A 17,352-nucleotide genomic window follows, 5' to 3' on the forward strand; every position below is an offset into this window, starting at 1 on the left:
TGGCGTCGGAGGATACGGTTCCGGCATGTCCCCGTCACCCCTCGGCCAGGCCGCGAGCGAGGCGGTGCTGCTGCTCCTCGCCCGGCATCCCGGGAGGAACGAGGAGGCCTTCGCGGCCCGCTTCCCGGATCCGGCCGCGCGTCGCGCCGTGCAGGCGCTGATCGACGAGGCTGCGCGCTGTCCCCGCACTCCCCTGCAGGGCTCCCTGATCGGGATCAGCGAGGAGGTTCGCGCGGGGATGGCCCGTGCCCATCCGGAGCTGTCCGAGGCCGCGCTGCGGAAGCTCGGCAACGCGGTGACGTACCTGCTGCGGTGAGGCGGGCGGCGTGCCGCGACGACGAAGGGCCGATCGCGACCGGTTCCGCCCACGCGGGTCCCGGGCCGGTCTTCTTCATGCGTCGTTCGAGCGGACCGAGCGACGGGCAGTGGTCCACCCGGCTCGACTCGAACCCGACGCACTCGCAGGCGACCGTGAGCGGCACCTTCACCATCGAGTCCGGCAGCGGCATGCTGCGGATCGAGGGCGCCGACTACTGGCACGAGTACGAGCTCAGCCCCGAGGAGCCGGTCGTCCTCGAGGATCTCGCCCTCGAGCTGAAGGGCGACGGCCGCGAGGCCTGGCTCTACCTGGAGGTCGTGGCCGACCCGCAGATCGAGGGCTTCACGGCCGAGTACGAGTGGTCGACGAGCTGACTCCGTCGTCCCCACGTACCCTGCACCCATCCGTCGGCCCCGCACCGATCCACCGGAGGATCCCGTGACCCCTGCCGTCCGCCCCGACGATCCCCGGCTGACCGCCGCCCGCGAGCGCATCACCCGCGCCCTGGACCCGGCCCTCGCGAGCCCTGCCCTCGTCGACGAGCTCGCGACCCGCCTGCTCGCGATCGACGACTCGGACCGGATGGGCTGGGCGACGGGACCGCTCGAGGACCCTTCGGCCGAGCGCGCGCTCGTGGGCGACCTGCTGTACGCGCACGGCCTCGCCCCGGACCGCGTCGGCCAGACGCTCTCCCCGCACGCCGCGCACTGGGCGCCGCCCGCGCAGGTCACCCCGCACCCGGCGCTGCTGCGACCGGAGGACCTCATGACCCCCGACCGCCTGTCGGCGCAGTACGACGCGATCGTGATCGGCTCCGGCGCGGGCGGCGGCATGGCCGCGCAGACCCTCGCCGAGGCGGGCCTGCGCATCCTGGTCGTCGAGCGCGGCGACTACCCGGCCCCGTCGGCCCTGGTGAGGGAGCATCTGCGCACGCCCCGCGCCGCGACCGGGCTGCTCACCCTCACCGGTCCCGGCGCCCGCGGCGAGGACCGCGAGGTGTCGCTCGGCGAGGGGCCCGCCGAGAGCGTGCCGCCACGGGACTGGCGCTGGAACGACAACGCCCTCACCCTCGGCGGCGGCACCCGCGTCTTCGGCGCGCAGGCCTGGCGGTTCGCGCCGCGCGACTTCGAGATGGCGAGCACCTACGGCGTCCCCGAGGGCTCCTCCCTCGCCGACTGGCCGCTCACCTATGCGGATCTCGAGCCCTTCTACACCCGCGTCGAGCAGCAGCTCGGCGTGAGCGGCGGCCCCTTCACCGACCCGTGGGCGGGACCGCGCAGTGCCGAGCTGCCGCTGCCCGCCGTCGGCCGCTCCCCGCTGACCGCGCTGCTCGCGGCGGCGGCGCAGCGCCTGGGGCTCGGCACCCAGCCGGTGCCGCTGCTGGTCGCCTCCCGCCCCCACGGCGGGCGTGACGCCTGCGTCCGCTGCTCCCAGTGCATCGGCTTCGACTGCCCGGTCGCGGCCCGCGCCGGCAGCCACAACACGACCCTCCCCCGCGCCGCGGCCAGCGGGAACGCGACGATCCTGCCCGGTGCGCAGGTGGCCCGGATCCTCCTCGCCCCCGGCGGCTCGGGCCAGGTGCGGGGCGTGGAACTGGTGGGCAAGACGCCCGACGGACGGATCTGGCGGCGCGAGGTCGCCGCGGGCGCCGTGGTGCTCTCCGCGGGCGCGATCGAGTCGGCGCGGCTGCTGCTGGACAGCGCGACCGACACCCACCCGGCGGGGCTCGGGAACGCCCATGACCAGGTGGGGCGGCACCTCCAGGGGCATGCCTACGGCGGGGCGTCGGCCCTCTTCGCCGACGAGGTGTTGGACCTGCGCGGCCCCGGCCCGTCGATCTCCACCGGCGATCTGCGCCACGGGAACGCGGGGATCGTGGGCGGCGGGATCCTCGCTGACGAGTTCGTGCCCACCCCCGCCACCGCCCAGCGCTCCCTGCTGCAGACGGGCCTGGTCCCCGCCGACACCGCGCAGGGCTCCGCGGCGATGGAACGGGCCATGCTCCGCTTCGGCCGCATCATGGGACCGATCCAGGAGGTCACCTCCGCCGACTCGCGGGTGCGGATCGATCGCGGCCGACGGGACCGCTTCGGGCGCGCGATCGTGCACCTCTCCGGCGGTCTGCACGCCGAGGACCTGCGCGGACGCGCCCTGCTGACCGAGCGCGCGACCGCCTGGCTCGAGGAGGCGGGCGCGGAGCGGGTGGTGCCGATGGGGCCGATGTCGCTCCCCACCCCGGTCAGTGCCGGCCAGCACCAGGCGGGCACGCTCCGGATGGGCACCGACCCCGCCCGCTCCGCCACGGCGCCCGACGGGCACGTGTGGGGGCACGAGAACCTGTTCGTCGCCGACGCCTCGCTGCACGTGACCAACGGCGGCGTGAACCCGGTGCTGACGATCCTCGCGAACGCGCTGCGGGTCGCGGAGGGGGTCGCGGGCTGAGCGTCCGGGCGCCAGGCCGTGATCGGGCGAGGGCATCGATCCCTCAGCCCCCGAGGCCGTACAGCCGCAGGGCGTTGCCGCGCAGGGTCTCCTCGTTCTGCTCGCCGATCAGCGGGGAACCGGCACCGGTGCCCGCGGCGAGGGCCGTGCCCGCTCACTCCTCCCATCGCACCTCGTCTGCAGCCTCGTCCTTCCGCCACCCGCGCCAGACGGGGTGGCGGAGTCGGCCGTCGGCCGTGCGCTCGGTGTGCTGGACCTCGCCGACGAGGTCCGCGCGCACCCACTCGGCGTCGCGCCGGTCCGCGGAGGGCACGTCATCCACCGGAGGCGTCTTCCGAGTGCGTGAGGAGAGCGTGGCGGCGATCTGCTCGAGGTCGCGGTCGCTGAATCCGGTGCCGACGCGGCCGGCGTAGCGCAGCTCGCCGCCTGAGTCGGGGACGGCCAGCAGTAGGGAGCCGATGCCGCCGGAGCGACCGCCCCTGCCGTGCCGCCAGCCGATGACGACCACCTCCTGGTGCCGGGCGTTCTTGATCTTGATCCAGGTGCGGCTGCGCTTGCCGGGCCGGTACACGCCCGTCTCCGTCTTCGCCATGACGCCTTCGAGCTGCAGCTCCTTCGAGAGTGCGATCGCATGGTCGACGTCGCCGTGGTCCGCATGCGGCAGCTGCACGTGCCCGCTCGGCTCGACCACGTCGAACAGGGCGTCCCGCCGCTCGCGGTACGGGGTGCGCAGCAGCGACTCCCCGCCGCGCACGAGCAGGTCGAAGAGCATCACGTGCACCTCCACGTCCTGCCGGGCCCGCTCCACGTCCCGCGGACGGGTCAGCCCCAGTCGCTGCTGGAGGCGGGAGAAGGACGGCCGGTCGCGATCGTCGAGCGCGACGATCTCCCCGTCGAGCACGGTCTCACCGGCCGCAAGGACAGCGGGGTCGATGGCGTCCTGCAGCTCGGCGAGCTCGGGGAAGGTCACGGTCAGGTCCTTGCCTGTGCGACTGGTGAGGCGCACGGCGCCGGCCGTGACGGTCGCGATGACGCGCACCCCGTCCCACTTCATCTCGAAGGCCCAGTCGTCCTGGTCGCGGATGTCCTCGCGACGGCCCAGGGTGGCGAGCATCGGGGAGATCGGCTCCCCCATCGTCGCCGCGTCGGCCCCCTCGTCGGTTGCCGGATCGGGGGACTTGGCGCGGGCGGGTTCGGCTTCGGGCTGGTCCTTCATGAGGTGCATCAGCCAGTGGGCGCGGGCCTTCTCCTTCGCTGCCCGGCTCGTCCGCTTCCCGCCCGAGCCGCCGGTGTGCACGAACGCGTAGCGGCGCGGCACCCCGCCGAGCCCGCCGTCCTCACGACCGTGGCAGACGGCGATGATCTCCTTCCCCTCGCGCCACTTCTCGATCTCGACGGTGCCGGTGTCCCAGATGGTGACGTCGCCGCCGCCGTACTCTCCCTTCGGGATGCTGCCCTCGAAAGTGCCGTACTCGAGCGGATGGTCCTCCGTCTGCACGGCCAGGCGGTTCACGCCCACGTCCAGCGGGGGCCCCTTAGGCACGGCCCACGAGACCAGCACACCGTCGTGCTCGAGACGGACGTCCCAGTGCAGGCTCGAGGCGTGATGCTCCTGGATCACGAACATGGGCTGGTCCGCGTCGAGCGCGTGCTGCGCCGCCTCAGTGGCCGGCACGCGCTCGGGGACGGGCTCCGGGGTTCTGGCAGCGTCGCGCTTGGAGCGGTAGACCTCCAGACGGTCCCGCGTGCCGCGATCCTCGGGCCCGCTGGCCGGCTCACCGTCGCCGCTCCACCCCAGGTCAGCGATTGGATCGACGCCGTCCTCGACCCGCCGCAGGACCTCGTCGAGCTCCAGCTGCTCGAGCTGTGGATCCTCGATCTCCTCCCAGGTGCGGGGCGCGGCGACCGTCGGCCGCAGGCGACCGCGCAGTGAGTACGGGCAGACGGTGGTCTTGTGGCCGTTGTTCTGGGACCAGTCCACGAGCACCTTGCCCGCTCGCCGCGACTTCTTCATGTCGCTGACGACATCATCGGGGTGGTCCTCCTCGAGACTCCGGGCGAGCTCGTGGGCGACCTGGGCGATCTCCTGGGCCGTGGTCGAGCCGTCCAGGGGCGCGTACAGGTGGATGCCCTTCGAGCCGGAGGTGACCGGGAAGGACGCCATCCCCATGCCGTCGAGGATCTCGCGGCACCAGCCGGCTACGCGGGCGCAGTCCGCCAGCCCCGCACCCTCGCCGGGGTCGAGGTCCAGCACGAGCCGGTCGGGGTTCGACGGTGAGAGGTTCGCGTCGAAGCGCCACTGCGGGGTGTGGATCTCGAGGGATGCCAGCTGGGCGAGCCACACGAGCACGGCCGGCTCGTCGACCAGGGGGTAGGTCGACGTGCCGTCCTGATGATCGATGTCCGCCCGCGGGATCCAGTCTGGGGCGTGGTCCTCGAGGTCCTTGCGGAAGAAGACCTTGCCGGGATGCTCGGCGGTGCCCACGCCGTCGACCCAGCGCTTGCGGGTGGCGGGGCGGCGTGCGGCCTGCGGGACCATCACCCCGGCGACGCGCCGGTAGTAGTCCAGCACCTCGCCCTTGGTGGTGCCCGTGGAGGGGTAGTAGACCTTCTCGAGGTGCGAGACCCTCAGCGTGCGACCGTCGACCTCGACCTTCTGCTCACCGGTTGCCATGGTGCCACTGTGCCCCCGTTCCGCCGATCCGTCACGGAGCAGCTCGCTCCCACGACCGATCGGTCCGAGGCCCCGCGCCCCGGGGCCTCGACCCTGGCCAGGCGGCGAGCACTGTGCTGTCATGGGGCATGCGCGCGATATGGAGTGGTGAGATCACGTTCGGGCTCGTCAACGTCCCCGTGAAGCTCTACGGGGCGACACGGTCGCACGACCTGTCCTTCCACCAGGTCCACGACGAGGACCAGGGACGGATCCGGTACCAGCGCATCTGCGAGGTGTGCGGGCGCGAGATCGACTACGAGCACATCGACAAGGCCTACGACGACGGGGACAAGACCGTCGTGCTTACCGATGACGAGCTCGCGGACCTGCCGGCGGAGGACAACGACGAGATCGACGTCGTCCAGTTCGTCCCCGGGGATCAGGTGGACCCGATCCTGCTGGGGACCTCCTACTTACTCGAGCCCGTGGGCCGCTCCTCGAAGGCGTACGTACTGCTGCGCCGCACCCTCGAGGACACCGAGCGCACGGCCGTGGTCACCTTCACCCTGCGCTCCAAGACCCGTCTGGGGGTGCTGCGGGTGCACGAGGACCTGCTCGCCCTGCAGACCCTGCGCTGGCCGACCGATCTCCGGGACGTCGACTTCGGTCCGTCGCGGACGACGATCAGCGCGAAGGAGCGGAAAATGTCGGCCGCGCTCGTCGAGCAGTTCAGCGGGGACTTCGACCCGGAGCAGTTCACCGACGAGTACCAGGAGCAGCTGCGCGAGCTGGTCGATGCCAAGCTCGAGGAGGGCGATGCCATTGACACCGAGGCGACCTTCGGCAAGGACTCCTCCACCGACGACGACGCGGGCGACGGCAAGGTCATCAGCCTGATGGACGCCCTCGAGCGCAGCGTGCAGAAGAAGCGGAGCGCGGGATCGTCGGGAACCGAGAAGCGCTCGTCGACGACGAAGAAATCCGGCACGACGAAGAAGAAATCCGGCACGACGAAGAAGAAGTCCGGCGCGGCGAAGAAGAAGTCCGGCTCGACGAAGAAGAAGTCCGGGACGGCTAAGAAGAAGTCCGGGACGGCGAAGAAGTCCGCCTAGGTGGTGTTGACGCCCCCGCGGTCAGCCGCGTACGCCCGCCGGCGGAGACCCGTCCCTGGTCTGCCGATCCGGCCATGCGGGTCGCGGAGGTGGTCGCCGAGGGCGTTCCCGGGACCGTCGCATAAGGTGGGGCGATGAGCACCCCCTCCCCCGGCCCGGACGACCAGCCCACCCGCGGATCCCTCGAGCCGCACCCCGACCAGCTCGCCGAGATCGACCGTCTCCACGAGATCTCGAGCGCGCGCCCCACCGAGATCGAGCCGCAGATCGCCCTGTGGCGGGCGGTCACTGCCCTGGACAACTGGGTGGTCATCAACCGCGGCACCCCCGAGGAGCCGCGGCCCTACTTCCTCGCAGCCCCGACCGGGAACATGCTCGCGATCTACACCAGCGCCACCCGCGCGAAGGAGGGAGCGATCGCGAACGGTCTGATCACCGAGGGCGATGCGGCGCCGCTGATGCTCGTGCCGCTGCCCGCCGGTCTGGACTGGGCGATGTCCTTCGGCCAGCACGGCGTCGCCGGCGTGACCGTCGACTACCCGCGCATCGGCTCCTGGTGCCCGTTGCCGAACCTCGCCCGCCTCCGGGACGAGCGCGCCGCCGGGCAGTGACCGCCCGGCAGTGACCACGGAGCAGTGACCACGGAATCGTGACCGACCGGCCGTGAACCCACCACCGGGGCCACCCGGCGCGAGACTCGGTGGCACCAGAAGCGCTGCACTCTGGGGGGAATCCGGCGGCCATTCCGCCCAGTCTGCAGCGGTTTCGCGAAGCGATGCGGCGCCGAGACGGGGGCTCGAAGCGAGGCGGGGCCAGGATGGGGACTCGGAGCGAGGCGGCGCCGGATAGGCGCCGAGCGCCGCTCACCAGGGTGCGAGCTGCACGCCCCGACGGTCCTCGACCCCCGCCAGCACATCGAGCAGATCCTCCATGAGGTCCCGCCGCGCCTCGCCGTGCGCGGCGTCGTCCCACAGGTTCACGAGCTCGCCCGAATCGGCCTCGAGGTCGTACAGCTCCCCGGTCCGCTCCCGCGGGGTGCTCGGGGCGCCGTGGTGGACGATGAGCTTGTAGCGGCCGCGGCGCAGCATCGTCAGATGCGCCGACGGGTTCGCGGGGTCTCCGCTCGAGCGGTACTGGCTGAGAGCCCAGTCCCGCCATCCGTCCGCCTCGCCGCGCAGCAGCGGCAGGAGGCTCTCCCCCTGGTAGGAGCGCGGCCGCTCGATCCCCGCGGCCTCGAGGAAGGTCGGGGCGAGGTCCACCCACTGCACCAGCTCCCCGCGCCGGGTGCCCGGCTCGATCACGCCCGGCCAGCGCACGATCAGCGGCACCCGGACCGAGCAGTCGTAGAGGAACGGGCCCTTGCGCAGCAGCTGGTGGTCGCCGAGCAGCTCGCCATGGTCGCTCGTGAACACCACGATCGTGCTCTGGGCGAGGCCCTCCTCCTCGAGAGCGGCGAGGATGCGGCCCACCTCGTCGTCCACGAGGCTCACCATCGCGTAGTAGGCGCGGCGCACCTCGTCCAGCTGCTGCTCGTCGAGGTCGGCGTAGCTCGGCATCCCCCCGCCGCCGTGCAGCGAGGTCCACCGCTGGATCTCTGGCTTGTCATCGAGCTCCCCGTCCCGGGTGTTCACGGGAGGCAGCTCCACATCGTCGTAGCGCCGCATGTACTCCTCCGGCGCCCCGAAGCCGTGGTGCGGGTCGAAGAAGTTCGCGACGAAGAGGAACGGCTCATCGCGCCGACGATCGGTGCGCAGGAACGAGACGGTCTCCTCCGCGATCCAGTGGCTGTAGTGGAACGCGGTGGGCATCGTGTCGAAGCCGCCGTCCTCCTGCACGGCCCGGGCGTAGAGGTCCGGCCGCGTCGCCCGCAGCCACCGGTGATACGCGTTCTCGCTCGATCCCGGATAGGGGTCGTGCGCCCAGCGGAAGACCCGGAACCCGTCGTCCAGACGCGGCTCGGTGCGTCCGTGGAAGCAGGAGTGCAGATGGAACTTCCCGACCAGGCCGCAGTCGTAGCCGGCCGCGGCGAGGTCCTTCGAGAACACCCTCGTGCCCGGATCGATGTCCACCCCGTTCTCGTGCAGGCCGTGCGTGGAGACGTAGGTGCTGGTCATGAGGCTCGCCCGGGACGGTGAGCACACCGGGTTCTGCACATAGCAGTTCTCGAACAGGGCGCCCTGGGCGGCGAGGCGATCCAGGTGCGGCGTGGAGACCGCCGGGTTCCCGGCGGCGCCGATCATGTCGTAGCGCTGCTGGTCGGTGCAGATCAGCAGGATGTTGGGGCGGTCGCTCCCGGTTGAGGGCGTCGTCTCGGCCGTCGGTGCGGTCCGGGCTGTCGGTGCGGTCATGGGGCGACCTCCTCGTCGCAGATGGGGTCCGGGCCGGTCACCGGCGGAACGTCAGCAGCGTGACGCTGTGCGCCGGGAAGGTGTGGGTGCCGTCATCGAGGGTGATCTCGCCGCGGTCGCGGAGGGCGCAGCGGTCCGGGTCCGAGAGCGTCGGATGCTCGAAGAGGTCCTCCGCGTCGGCGCCGAGCTCGTGACAGTGCGCCGTGCCGGGCAGCGCGCCGTCGGCGTCGGCGAGCCGGGCGGTGATCGCCTCGTGCGGGGAGCGGTTGATCGCGGCGACCGTGAGGGTGCGGCCGTCGGGCGAGACGGAGGCGGAGACGTCCAGCAGCGAGACCGCCGTCGGCCGCGCGGATCGCGAGTACCCGCGCGGATCCTGGTGCTCGGAGCCCTGACGCACCTGCCGCCAGGTGGCGGGCGCCGTGACCTGGGCCCGCACCGCGAGGGGCTGGAACAGGTTCTGGTAGAGGTGCCAGATGTGGAACACCGGGGTGCGGAGCACCCCCTCGGGGCGGACCTGCAGGATGCCGTTGGCGTTGATCAGGTTCACGGCGTTCGCCATGGTCACGGGCACGGGATGGCCGGCGGCGCGATGGATCGCGTGGAAGACACCGGAGTACATCAGGGCGTCAGCGAGGGTGCGGGTGCTGTGCCGGTTCACCTCCTTGCGGTCCTCGCGCGCGCCGGCGCCCGCGGGCTCGAAGCCCCCGTCGGCCGCCGGCACCGGCTCGCCCAGCTCGACGGACTGCATGTGCCGGTTGTTCCATTCGTCCATCGCGATGGACGGCGCGCGATCCAGGTGCGCGCGCTCGGCGGCGAACCGGATCTCGTCGGCGTAGTCGGCGATCTTCTGCTCGAAGTAGACCGCCTGCGCGACCACGTCCTCGAACTCCGAGACCGTGGCCTCGGTGAGGTGATGGTCCAGGCCGTACAGGTGCAGGGAGACTGCGTCGACCCGGTCGCCGAGGCCCGCGATCAGCGTCTCGGTGTACGCCTCGCGCTCCCAGCCGCAGGCCACGAAGCGGATCCGCGGGTCGACGGCGCGCAGGAAGCGCACGTGCTCGCGGGCGTCCTCGACGTACCGCTCGACGCTGCGATGCCCCATCTGCCACGGCCCGTAGATCTCGTTGCCGATCCCCCACCACTGCACGTCGTAGGGCGCCGCGTGCCCGTCGGCCGCGCGCAGCGCCGTCATCTCGGTGTCGCCGCCGTGGTTGGTGTACTCGAGCCAGCGCACCGCGTCCTCGATGCTGCGGGCGGAGTGCGCGAGATACGCCGACGTCGGCGCCTGCTCGGTGCGGACCGCCTCGATCCAGGCCAGGAACTCGGGGGTGCCGAAGCGGTTGGACTCCTCCCAGCCCCAGGCGAGCTCGAGCCGGCGCGGCCGCTGATCGCGCGGGCCGGTCCCGTCCCGCCACCAGTAGGCGGAGGTGAAGTTCCCGCCCGGCCAGCGCACCACCGGCAGGCCCAGCTCGCGGCAGGCCTCGATCACGTCGGCCCGGCAGCCGTCCAGGGCGCCCTGCCCGCTGACCGCGAGGGGCGACCCCTCGTCGAACACGCCGCCCTCGATGTTCGAGAAGAAGGCGGACTCGAGGAAGTGGCCGTACACGGTCCGGTCCACCTCGGCGCGGACCGAGGTGTCGAGGGTGATGGTGGCCTGGGTTCTCATGCCGGGGCTCCCGGGGTCGCGGATCGGGCACGGTCGACGGACGCAGCGAATTCGACGGACGCGACGGAATCAGCGGACACGGCGTCGCCCCGGCTGTACGTGGAATCGTCGAGGCCGCTCATCATCGGGTCGTAGGAGACCTCGCCGACGGCGAACATCGAGGTCATCCAGTGGAAGAAGTTGTCGCCGCGCTCCACCAGCAGCTCGTACAGCCGGGCGGTGAGCCGGTCGCGCACCTCCGCCAGCTGCGGATCGGCGAAGCGGTTGGCGAGCTCGTCGGGATCGGCCTCGAGGTCGTACAGCTCGCTGACCGACTCGGGGTTGATGACCAGCTTGTAGCGGTCGGTGCGCAGCATCCGCTGCGGGTAGGGGAAGTGGTGGCCGTGGTACTCGCAGACCACGTCCTCCGGCCACGGCACCTCATGGCGGGTGGTCAGCGGGAGCAGGCTGCGGGAGTCGACGGCCGGGGCGGTGTCGAGTCCGGCGAGGTCGAGGATCGTGGCGGTGAGGTCGAGCAGGCTCACGAACTCCCGGCGGACGATGCCCGGCTCCTGCCCGGGCACGCGCAGGATCCCGGCGGTGCGGTAGATGTCCTCGTACATCGCCGGGCCCTTGTCGTGCAGGCGGTGCGCGCCCGTGAACTCGCCGTGGTCCGAGGTGATCGCGACGGCGGTGGTGTCCGTGAGCCCGAGGCGGTCCAGCGCGTCGAGCACGCGACCCATCTCTGCGTCGATCATCGCCACATAGCCCCAGTACACGGCGAGGAGCTTGCGGGAGGTCTCGAGCGGCATGGTGTCGAAGGCCCAGTGCCCGGAGTAGTTCGCCTGCACCGGCGGCTTGCCCGCGAAGGTCTCCGTGATCGAGGCGGGCAGCTCCACGAGCCCCGGGTCGATCAGGTCGAAGTACTCGTCGGGGAGGATGTACGGCAGGTGCGGGCCGAAGAGGTTCAGCTGCAGGAAGAAGGGGGCGTCGTCGGCGGTGCGCGCGGCGGCGTAGCGCTCGAGCAACTCGATCGTGCGGGTCGCGAGGTAGTGCTCGAAGGTCGCCTCGACCGGCTGGTGCAGCCGGGCGGCGAGCAGGTTCCCGGGCCCGCCGTTGGGCAGGGTGCCGCGGATCCGGTTGCTGATCGCATAGGGCGGGAGGTCGTGCTCGGCGAGGTATGCCAGGTAGTCGGGGGCGTCGACGGGGTTGTGCCAGGCGTCGCTCGGCAGCTCCGGCCCGTCGAAGCCGAAGCTCGCCGCGGTCCGCTCGTGCCCCGCATGCCACTTGCCGACGAGCCCCGTGCGGTAGCCGGCCTGCTGGAGCGCGGCGGGGAAGGTGAAGGCATCGGCGGGGAGGTCCTCGCGGTAGCCGACGTTCCGCTCGTGATTGGCAAGCACCCGGTGCCGGAAGGGCGCCTGCCCGGTGAGCAGGCTCGCCCGCGCCGGGGTGCAGATCGCGGTGGGCGTGTACCAGCGGTCGAAGCGGGTGCCGGTCGCGGCGACGCGGTCGGCGACCGGGGTGAGTCCGCACCGGTTGCCGTAGGCGCCGAAGGTGTCGACCCGGTGCTGGTCGGTCATGAGCAGGAGGATGTCGGTCCGGGTCATCCGAGGGCCTTCCGGGTGGTGGGGGCGGTGTCGGGGGCGGCGTCGCCAGAGGCGTCGTCCATGGCGTCGTCCCGCGCGGCGGGGAAGACGGTGTCGTCGTAGCCCGCGAGCAGCGGGGTCTCGTGGATCGCGCCGAGCAGGGCGCCGTGCGCCCCGGCGAGCGGCCCGCACACCGCGGCGCGCACGTCGGGCCGGGTGCCGGCCGAGCCGCCGGCGTTCTCCTCGACCACGGAGCGGATCCGCCCCAGCAGCTCCGGATGCTCGTCCAGGGCGCGGCCGCCGATCACGATCAGCGCGGGGTTCAGGACCATCGCGGCGGCGGCCAGCACGCGGCCGACGGCGAGCGCTGCGCGCTCGAGACGCGGGTCGTCGAGCTGCCCGTCGGCCGTGTGCTGGGCGGGTGCCCCGTCGGCCGTCTCGACAGGTGCCCCGTCGGCCGTGCCCGCGGGCGCGCCTGCGAGCGCGCCCGCCCGCGCGACCGTCTCCAGACAGCCGCGCTTGCCGCAGCGGCACCGGATCCCGCCGGGCTCGACGACCACGTGTCCCAGCTCGCCCGCGAACCGCTCGGTGCCCTGGTGGAGGCGGCCCCCGGCGATCACCGCCCCGCCCACGCCGTCGCTGAGCTGCAGGTAGAGCGCATGGGCGATGCCGCGGCCCTGCTCGGCCGCCTCGGCGAGCCCCGCGAAGCGCACGTTGTTGTCCACCGTGACGTCGAGTCCGAAGGCGTTGCCCAGCACGCCTGCGACCACGGGCTCGGCCTCGGCGCGGCTCCGCCCGGTGACCCCGGCGGCCACCCCCTGGATCGCCCCGAAGTGCAGGTCATGCGCCGCAGCGAGGGAGCGGGCGAGGTCCACGGCGATCTCCGCCCGCTCGCGCCAGGTGCTGTGCTCGGCATAGGCGGCCTCGCCCCGGGCGACCACCTCGTGGCCGGCGCCGGCGATCGCGACCGCGACCCTCCGATGCCCCAGGTCCAGGCCCAGGTACTGCGCCGATCCGGGGTCGAGGGCCAGCAGCGCGGCGGGCCGTCCGCTCCCCCGGCGCCAGCCGGCGTCGGTGTCGGCGACCACCACGGCCCCGCGGGCGAGCAGGTCGGCGACGATCTCGGAGAGGGTGGTGCGGGAGAGCCGGGCGGCCTCGGCGAGCTGGGCCCGGCTCGAGGGACCGCGGGAGCGGAGAGCGGCCAGCACCCGCCGCTCGTGGGTGCGGCGCGTCAGGGCGAGCACGCCGATGTCTCCGCTCATGGCGGCCACGCTAGGGTCGCGACATTATTCCGACAACCCTCCGGCAGAAAGATTCCTCGTGGCTCCTCCGCGCGGTGCGGGGCGCGCGGAGCAGCCGACGACCGCCGGATCAGGCGGCGCGGGCGGCCACCAGCCGGTTCAGTCGCTCCGACATCACGATGCCCAGCGCCACCAGGACGATCAGGAACAGCGGCAGGACCCACAGCCCGGTGACGGCGGAGAGCGCGCCGAACAGCGGCGGCGCAATCGTGGAGCCGGTGTAGGCGGCGGCCATCTGGATGCCGATGATCGCCTGCGAGTTGCGGGCGCCGAAGCTCGCCGGGGTCGAATGGATGATCGCGGGGTAGATCGGGGCGCAGCCGACGCCCGCGAGCAGCAGACCGACGAGGCCGACCACGTCGGTGGGCAGCGGCAGGGCGAGCAGCAGCGCGCCGACGCCGATCATCGCGAAGCCGCCGCGGATCAGCGCGCGGTCCCCGATCCGATCGGCGAAGAAGCCGGCGAGGAAGCGCCCGGCGGTGATGCCGAGGATGAACAGCGCCCCGAGCATTGCGGCGGCGGCCGGCGGTGCGCCCCGCTCCGTGACCAGGTACGTCGCCGCCCACAGCAGGCCCGTCGACTCGAGCGCGCAGTAGGCGAAGAAGGTCACGAGGATCAGCACCACGCCGGGGATCCGCAGCGCGGTCAGCAACGGCACGGGGCCGACGGGGGTCGCGCCGTCGGGAGCGTCCGCACCGGCTGCCGCGGGCGCGTCGGCGGCGGCGTCGGGCCCCGAGGCGGTGGGCGCGGCGGCGGGCCCGTCGCCGGTGGGGCCCGTCGGCCTGACGCGCTCGCGGTCGACCCTCCCCCACAGCGGGATGCTGACCAGCAGCGCGACCATCAACACGACCTGGATCGCGCCGATCCACAGGTAGGCGGCGGACCAGCCATGACCCGCCGAGATCGCGTACCCCATGAGGAACGGGCTGATCGAGGCGCCGACGCCCCAGAAGCTGTGCAGCCAGTTCATGTGGCGCGCCGCGTAGTGCAGCGCGACGTAGTTGTTCAGCGCCGCGTCGACCGCCCCCGCCCCCAGGCCGTACGGGATCGCCCACAGGCACAGCATCCAGAACGCGGGCGAGAACGAGAAGCCGAGCAGGGCGAGAGCGGTCATCCCGACGCTGACCGCGGTGACCGTCCCGGCGCCGAAGCGTCGCGTGACGCGCTCCGAGGCGAGGCTCGAGACGATCGTGCCGCTCGCGATGATCATCGTGAGGATCCCGGCGAACGCGACAGGGACGCCGAGGTCCTGGTGCATGACAGGCCAGCCCGCGCCGACGAGGGAGTCGGGCAGGCCGAGGCTGATGAAGGCGACGTAGATGATCGCGAGGAGGAGGGCGTACACGGGGGTGGAGGCGTCTTTCGAGAGGGGGTGTGCGGCGGGGACGGAGCGGCGGGCACGGTGGATGGGCGCGGTGGGCGGGCGCCGCGACGGGCTGAGCGGCACGTCGGACGGGCGGCGCGTCGGCACGACCCGACCGACGTCTAGGGACGATCGTACACAGCACGGGGCGCGGCGGTCACCCCGGCCGCCGATCCCTCGCCGCCCCTCACTATCCGCCCCCGAGAAGGCAGGTCACCATGGATCTCTTCCTCATCCCCTGGGACGTGCGCGCGGAGCATCGCGACACCCACATCCACCGCATGCTCGAGCGGGAGAGCCTCCGGCGCGCCGGGCTGCCCTGCGGCGGGACCGCCGAGGAGGTCGCCCAGCTCGACGCCTGGATCGCTGGTCTGCGCGGGTCACTACGTGCCCGAGAGCCGTCGCGGCTTCCTCCTGGTCTTCGCCCGCGAGGAGGACGGCGGCGACCGTGGAGCGCGGGCGTGCCCGGGGTCGGCTGTGGTGTGCGGGGGTCTGGGGCGTTCTCGGATCAGCCGCCGACCGGTCCGCCGCGCTGGGCGAGCTTGTCCTTGATGCCCTGGATCGTCTTGCCGAGGCCCGTCGGCGCGGGCTCGTCCTCGGAGGGCAGCTCGATGTAGTCGACGATCGACCGCATCGTCGCCACGTCGATGCTCGGCGTCCCTGCCGCGAGGAGCGTGCCGATCCGCTCCCCCACCATTCGCTCGAGCGCCGCCGCGGCCTGGTCCCCGCGGCTGTCCCGCACGGAGTCGAGACGTTCGTGCAGCAGGCGGGCGGCGACGGGCGAGGCCTTGACCGGCTCGGGATGGCCGGCGACGGTGATCAGTTCCACGGTGACGATCCCCCAGAGGTCGAGATGCGCGCGCGAGCCGGACCCGCACGGCCGCCGGGCAGCTGCGCCCGACTCCATGCACGGTACCGGGTCATCCCCCGCGCCACCACGCTGTCCGATCTGCCCCGTTTCGCAGCCACGCTCCGCGCGGGCGCGGCCACGAGCACGGGACTATGCCCGGTCCGCCCCCCAGAAGCGCTGCAGCCTCGGGGGAATCCGGCCCGAATTCGCCCCAGAGTGCAGAGGTTCTGCGGGGTGGCGGGAAGGGAAGGAACCCCGCCCCGCCCGCTCACCCCGCCTGCAACCGCTCCGGGAGGCGGTCGGTGTGGGCGGCGAGGAGCTCCTCGGTCATAACGCGCGCGTCCTCGAGGGTGAGCATCGCTGCAGTCAGAGGGTCGAGCGCCACGGCGTGGAAGACGTTCTCGAGGTCCCCCTCGAGCGCCGCCCGCACAGCGAGGGTCTGCACGTTGACGTTGGTGCGGTTCACGGCCGCGAGCTGCGGGGGCAGGTCGCCGATCGCGGTGGGCTGCACGCCGCGGGCGTCGACGAGGCAGGGCACCTCCACGCAGGCGTCGGCCGGGAGGTTCCGGATGAGCGCCCCGGCGTTGGGGACGTTGCCGTGCACGACGCTCGGCGTACCGGTGACGATCGAGTTCACGATGCTCGCCCCGTACTCGACGCTCGGCGCGAGCTCGGTCTTCAGCTTTTCGAGCTGTGCATTGATGTCGCCCTGGTCGTCGTGGGCGGCGCAGATCTCGTAGTAGTCCCAGCGCTCGGGGATGTACTCCTCCACCAGCTCGGGGGTCTTGCGGAAGTAGGGCAGGTACTCGGAGGCGTGGTGGCTGGACTCGGTCTGGAAGTAGCCGAAGGCGTTCATGATCGCGGTGCGGACCTGCTCGTTGCCGCCCTCGTAGGTGCTCGCCTCCTCCGCGGCCTCGGAGTGGTCGCCGTCGTCGCCGGCGAGATCGTCGGCCCCGCGCCCGCGCCGGTGCTTGGCGGACATGACCTCGCGCAGCCGCGGGTAGAGGTCCTCCTGGCCGCGCATGAACTCGAGGATCCAGGCCTGGTGGTTGATGCCGGCGCACCGGTAGGAGACCTCGTGGTAGGGGATCTCGAGGGTGCGGGCGAGCATGCGGGTGGTGCCCTGCACGCTGTGGCACAGGCCCACGGTGCGCAGGCCCTTCGCGTTCAGGTACGCCGTCGCCATCGCCATCGGGTTCGCGTAGTTGATGAAGGTCGCGTCGGGGCACACCTCGAGGGCGTCGGCCGCGATCTCGTCGTACGCGGTCACCGAGCGCAGGAAGCGGAACACGCCGCCGGGGCCGACGGTGTCGCCGACGGTCTGGTCGATGCCGTACTTCCGCGGGATCTCGACGTCGTGGCGGTAGGACTCCACGCCGCCCACCTGGAAGGTGATGATCACGATGTCCGCTCCGTCGAGCGCGGCGCGGCGGTCGGTGGTCTCCTCGACCGTGGCGCCGAAGCCGTGGTGGGCGACGAGCTCGCGGGTCGCGGCGGCGACCGGACCGAGCTTGTCCGGGTTCACGTCCATCAGGGTCAGCGTCGCCTCGCGCAGCGCGGGAAAGGAGAGGATGTCGCCGATCAGCCGGAACGGGAACACGAATCCGCCCGCGCCGATGAGGGTGATCTTGGGGTTCGTCAGATGCGTCGTCGTCATGGCATCACGCTAGGGCCGCACCGCACCGGAGGTCTCCCGGATTCCTCCCCGGATCTTCCAGGATCCTGCGGCC

General features: G+C 72.4%; 13 protein-coding genes. 5 read left to right on the plus strand and 8 right to left on the minus strand.

The genetic code is table 11. The annotated features are described in order from the left end of the window. Nucleotides 1-25: 25 nt before the first annotated feature. The 3 genes from ACZCAH_RS04835 (at nucleotide 26) to ACZCAH_RS04845 (ending at nucleotide 2,761) form a co-directional block, all read left to right on the plus strand. Entirely contained in the window at nucleotides 26-316 is a 291-nt protein-coding gene (locus tag ACZCAH_RS04835) for a hypothetical protein (RefSeq protein ID WP_464339989.1), read from the plus strand. A gap of 77 nt (nucleotides 317-393) precedes the next feature. Continuing rightward, nucleotides 394-693, plus strand: coding sequence for a hypothetical protein (locus ACZCAH_RS04840; protein WP_464339990.1), 300 nt, complete (start codon nucleotides 394-396; stop codon nucleotides 691-693). A 64-nt stretch (nucleotides 694-757) separates the two neighbouring features. Then, a complete protein-coding gene (locus ACZCAH_RS04845; RefSeq protein ID WP_464339991.1) occupies nucleotides 758-2,761 on the plus strand; it encodes a GMC oxidoreductase in 2,004 nt (667 codons plus the stop codon). 154 nt (nucleotides 2,762-2,915) lie between these two features. On the opposite strand, the gene ACZCAH_RS04850 is transcribed toward ACZCAH_RS04845, so the two are convergent. Further along, nucleotides 2,916-5,435 carry an ATP-dependent DNA ligase gene (locus tag ACZCAH_RS04850; protein ID WP_464339992.1) on the minus strand — a complete coding sequence of 840 codons (2,520 nt, stop codon included), beginning with the start codon at nucleotides 5,433-5,435 and terminating at the stop codon, nucleotides 2,916-2,918. A gap of 128 nt (nucleotides 5,436-5,563) precedes the next feature. Between ACZCAH_RS04850 and ku the strand changes: the two genes are divergently transcribed. Both ku and ACZCAH_RS04860 read left to right on the plus strand, forming a co-directional pair. Next, nucleotides 5,564-6,529 carry a non-homologous end joining protein Ku gene (gene ku, locus ACZCAH_RS04855; protein ID WP_464339993.1) on the plus strand — a complete coding sequence of 322 codons (966 nt, stop codon included), beginning with the start codon at nucleotides 5,564-5,566 and terminating at the stop codon, nucleotides 6,527-6,529. A gap of 134 nt (nucleotides 6,530-6,663) precedes the next feature. Then, nucleotides 6,664-7,140: a hypothetical protein gene (locus ACZCAH_RS04860; protein ID WP_464339994.1), complete on the plus strand. Its 477-nt coding sequence runs from the start codon at nucleotides 6,664-6,666 to the stop codon at nucleotides 7,138-7,140. A gap of 252 nt (nucleotides 7,141-7,392) precedes the next feature. Here ACZCAH_RS04860 and ACZCAH_RS04865 read toward each other — a convergent pair whose 3' ends face one another. The 7 genes from ACZCAH_RS04865 to melA all read right to left on the minus strand — a co-directional run bounded on the left by ACZCAH_RS04865 (nucleotide 7,393) and on the right by melA (nucleotide 17,279). Beyond that, nucleotides 7,393-8,877, minus strand: a complete 1,485-nt coding sequence (locus tag ACZCAH_RS04865; RefSeq protein WP_464339995.1) for a sulfatase family protein — start codon at nucleotides 8,875-8,877, stop codon at nucleotides 7,393-7,395. A gap of 37 nt (nucleotides 8,878-8,914) precedes the next feature. Next, nucleotides 8,915-10,543 (minus strand): alpha-L-arabinofuranosidase C-terminal domain-containing protein, encoded by a 1,629-nt coding sequence (locus ACZCAH_RS04870; protein WP_464339996.1) that lies wholly within the window; start codon nucleotides 10,541-10,543, stop codon nucleotides 8,915-8,917. Continuing rightward, entirely contained in the window at nucleotides 10,540-12,129 is a 1,590-nt protein-coding gene (locus ACZCAH_RS04875; RefSeq protein WP_464339997.1) for a sulfatase-like hydrolase/transferase, read from the minus strand. The genes ACZCAH_RS04870 and ACZCAH_RS04875 overlap by 4 nt, the downstream gene beginning before the upstream one ends. Then, entirely contained in the window at nucleotides 12,126-13,370 is a 1,245-nt protein-coding gene (locus ACZCAH_RS04880) for an ROK family transcriptional regulator (RefSeq protein WP_464339998.1), read from the minus strand. The genes ACZCAH_RS04875 and ACZCAH_RS04880 overlap by 4 nt, the downstream gene beginning before the upstream one ends. Before the next feature lie 109 nt (nucleotides 13,371-13,479). Continuing rightward, complete coding sequence (locus ACZCAH_RS04885; protein ID WP_464339999.1) at nucleotides 13,480-14,754, minus strand: MFS transporter; 1,275 nt, start codon at nucleotides 14,752-14,754, stop codon at nucleotides 13,480-13,482. A gap of 526 nt (nucleotides 14,755-15,280) precedes the next feature. Then, nucleotides 15,281-15,601, minus strand: a complete 321-nt coding sequence (locus ACZCAH_RS04890) for a hypothetical protein (RefSeq protein ID WP_464340000.1) — start codon at nucleotides 15,599-15,601, stop codon at nucleotides 15,281-15,283. A gap of 289 nt (nucleotides 15,602-15,890) precedes the next feature. After that, the gene (gene melA / locus ACZCAH_RS04895; protein WP_464340001.1) at nucleotides 15,891-17,279 is read right to left on the minus strand and encodes an alpha-galactosidase; all 1,389 of its coding nucleotides are present in this window, start codon (nucleotides 17,277-17,279) and stop codon (nucleotides 15,891-15,893) included. Between the last annotated feature and the right edge of the window lie 73 nt (nucleotides 17,280-17,352).

This window comes from Brachybacterium sp. B718/18, from assembly GCF_055454375.1.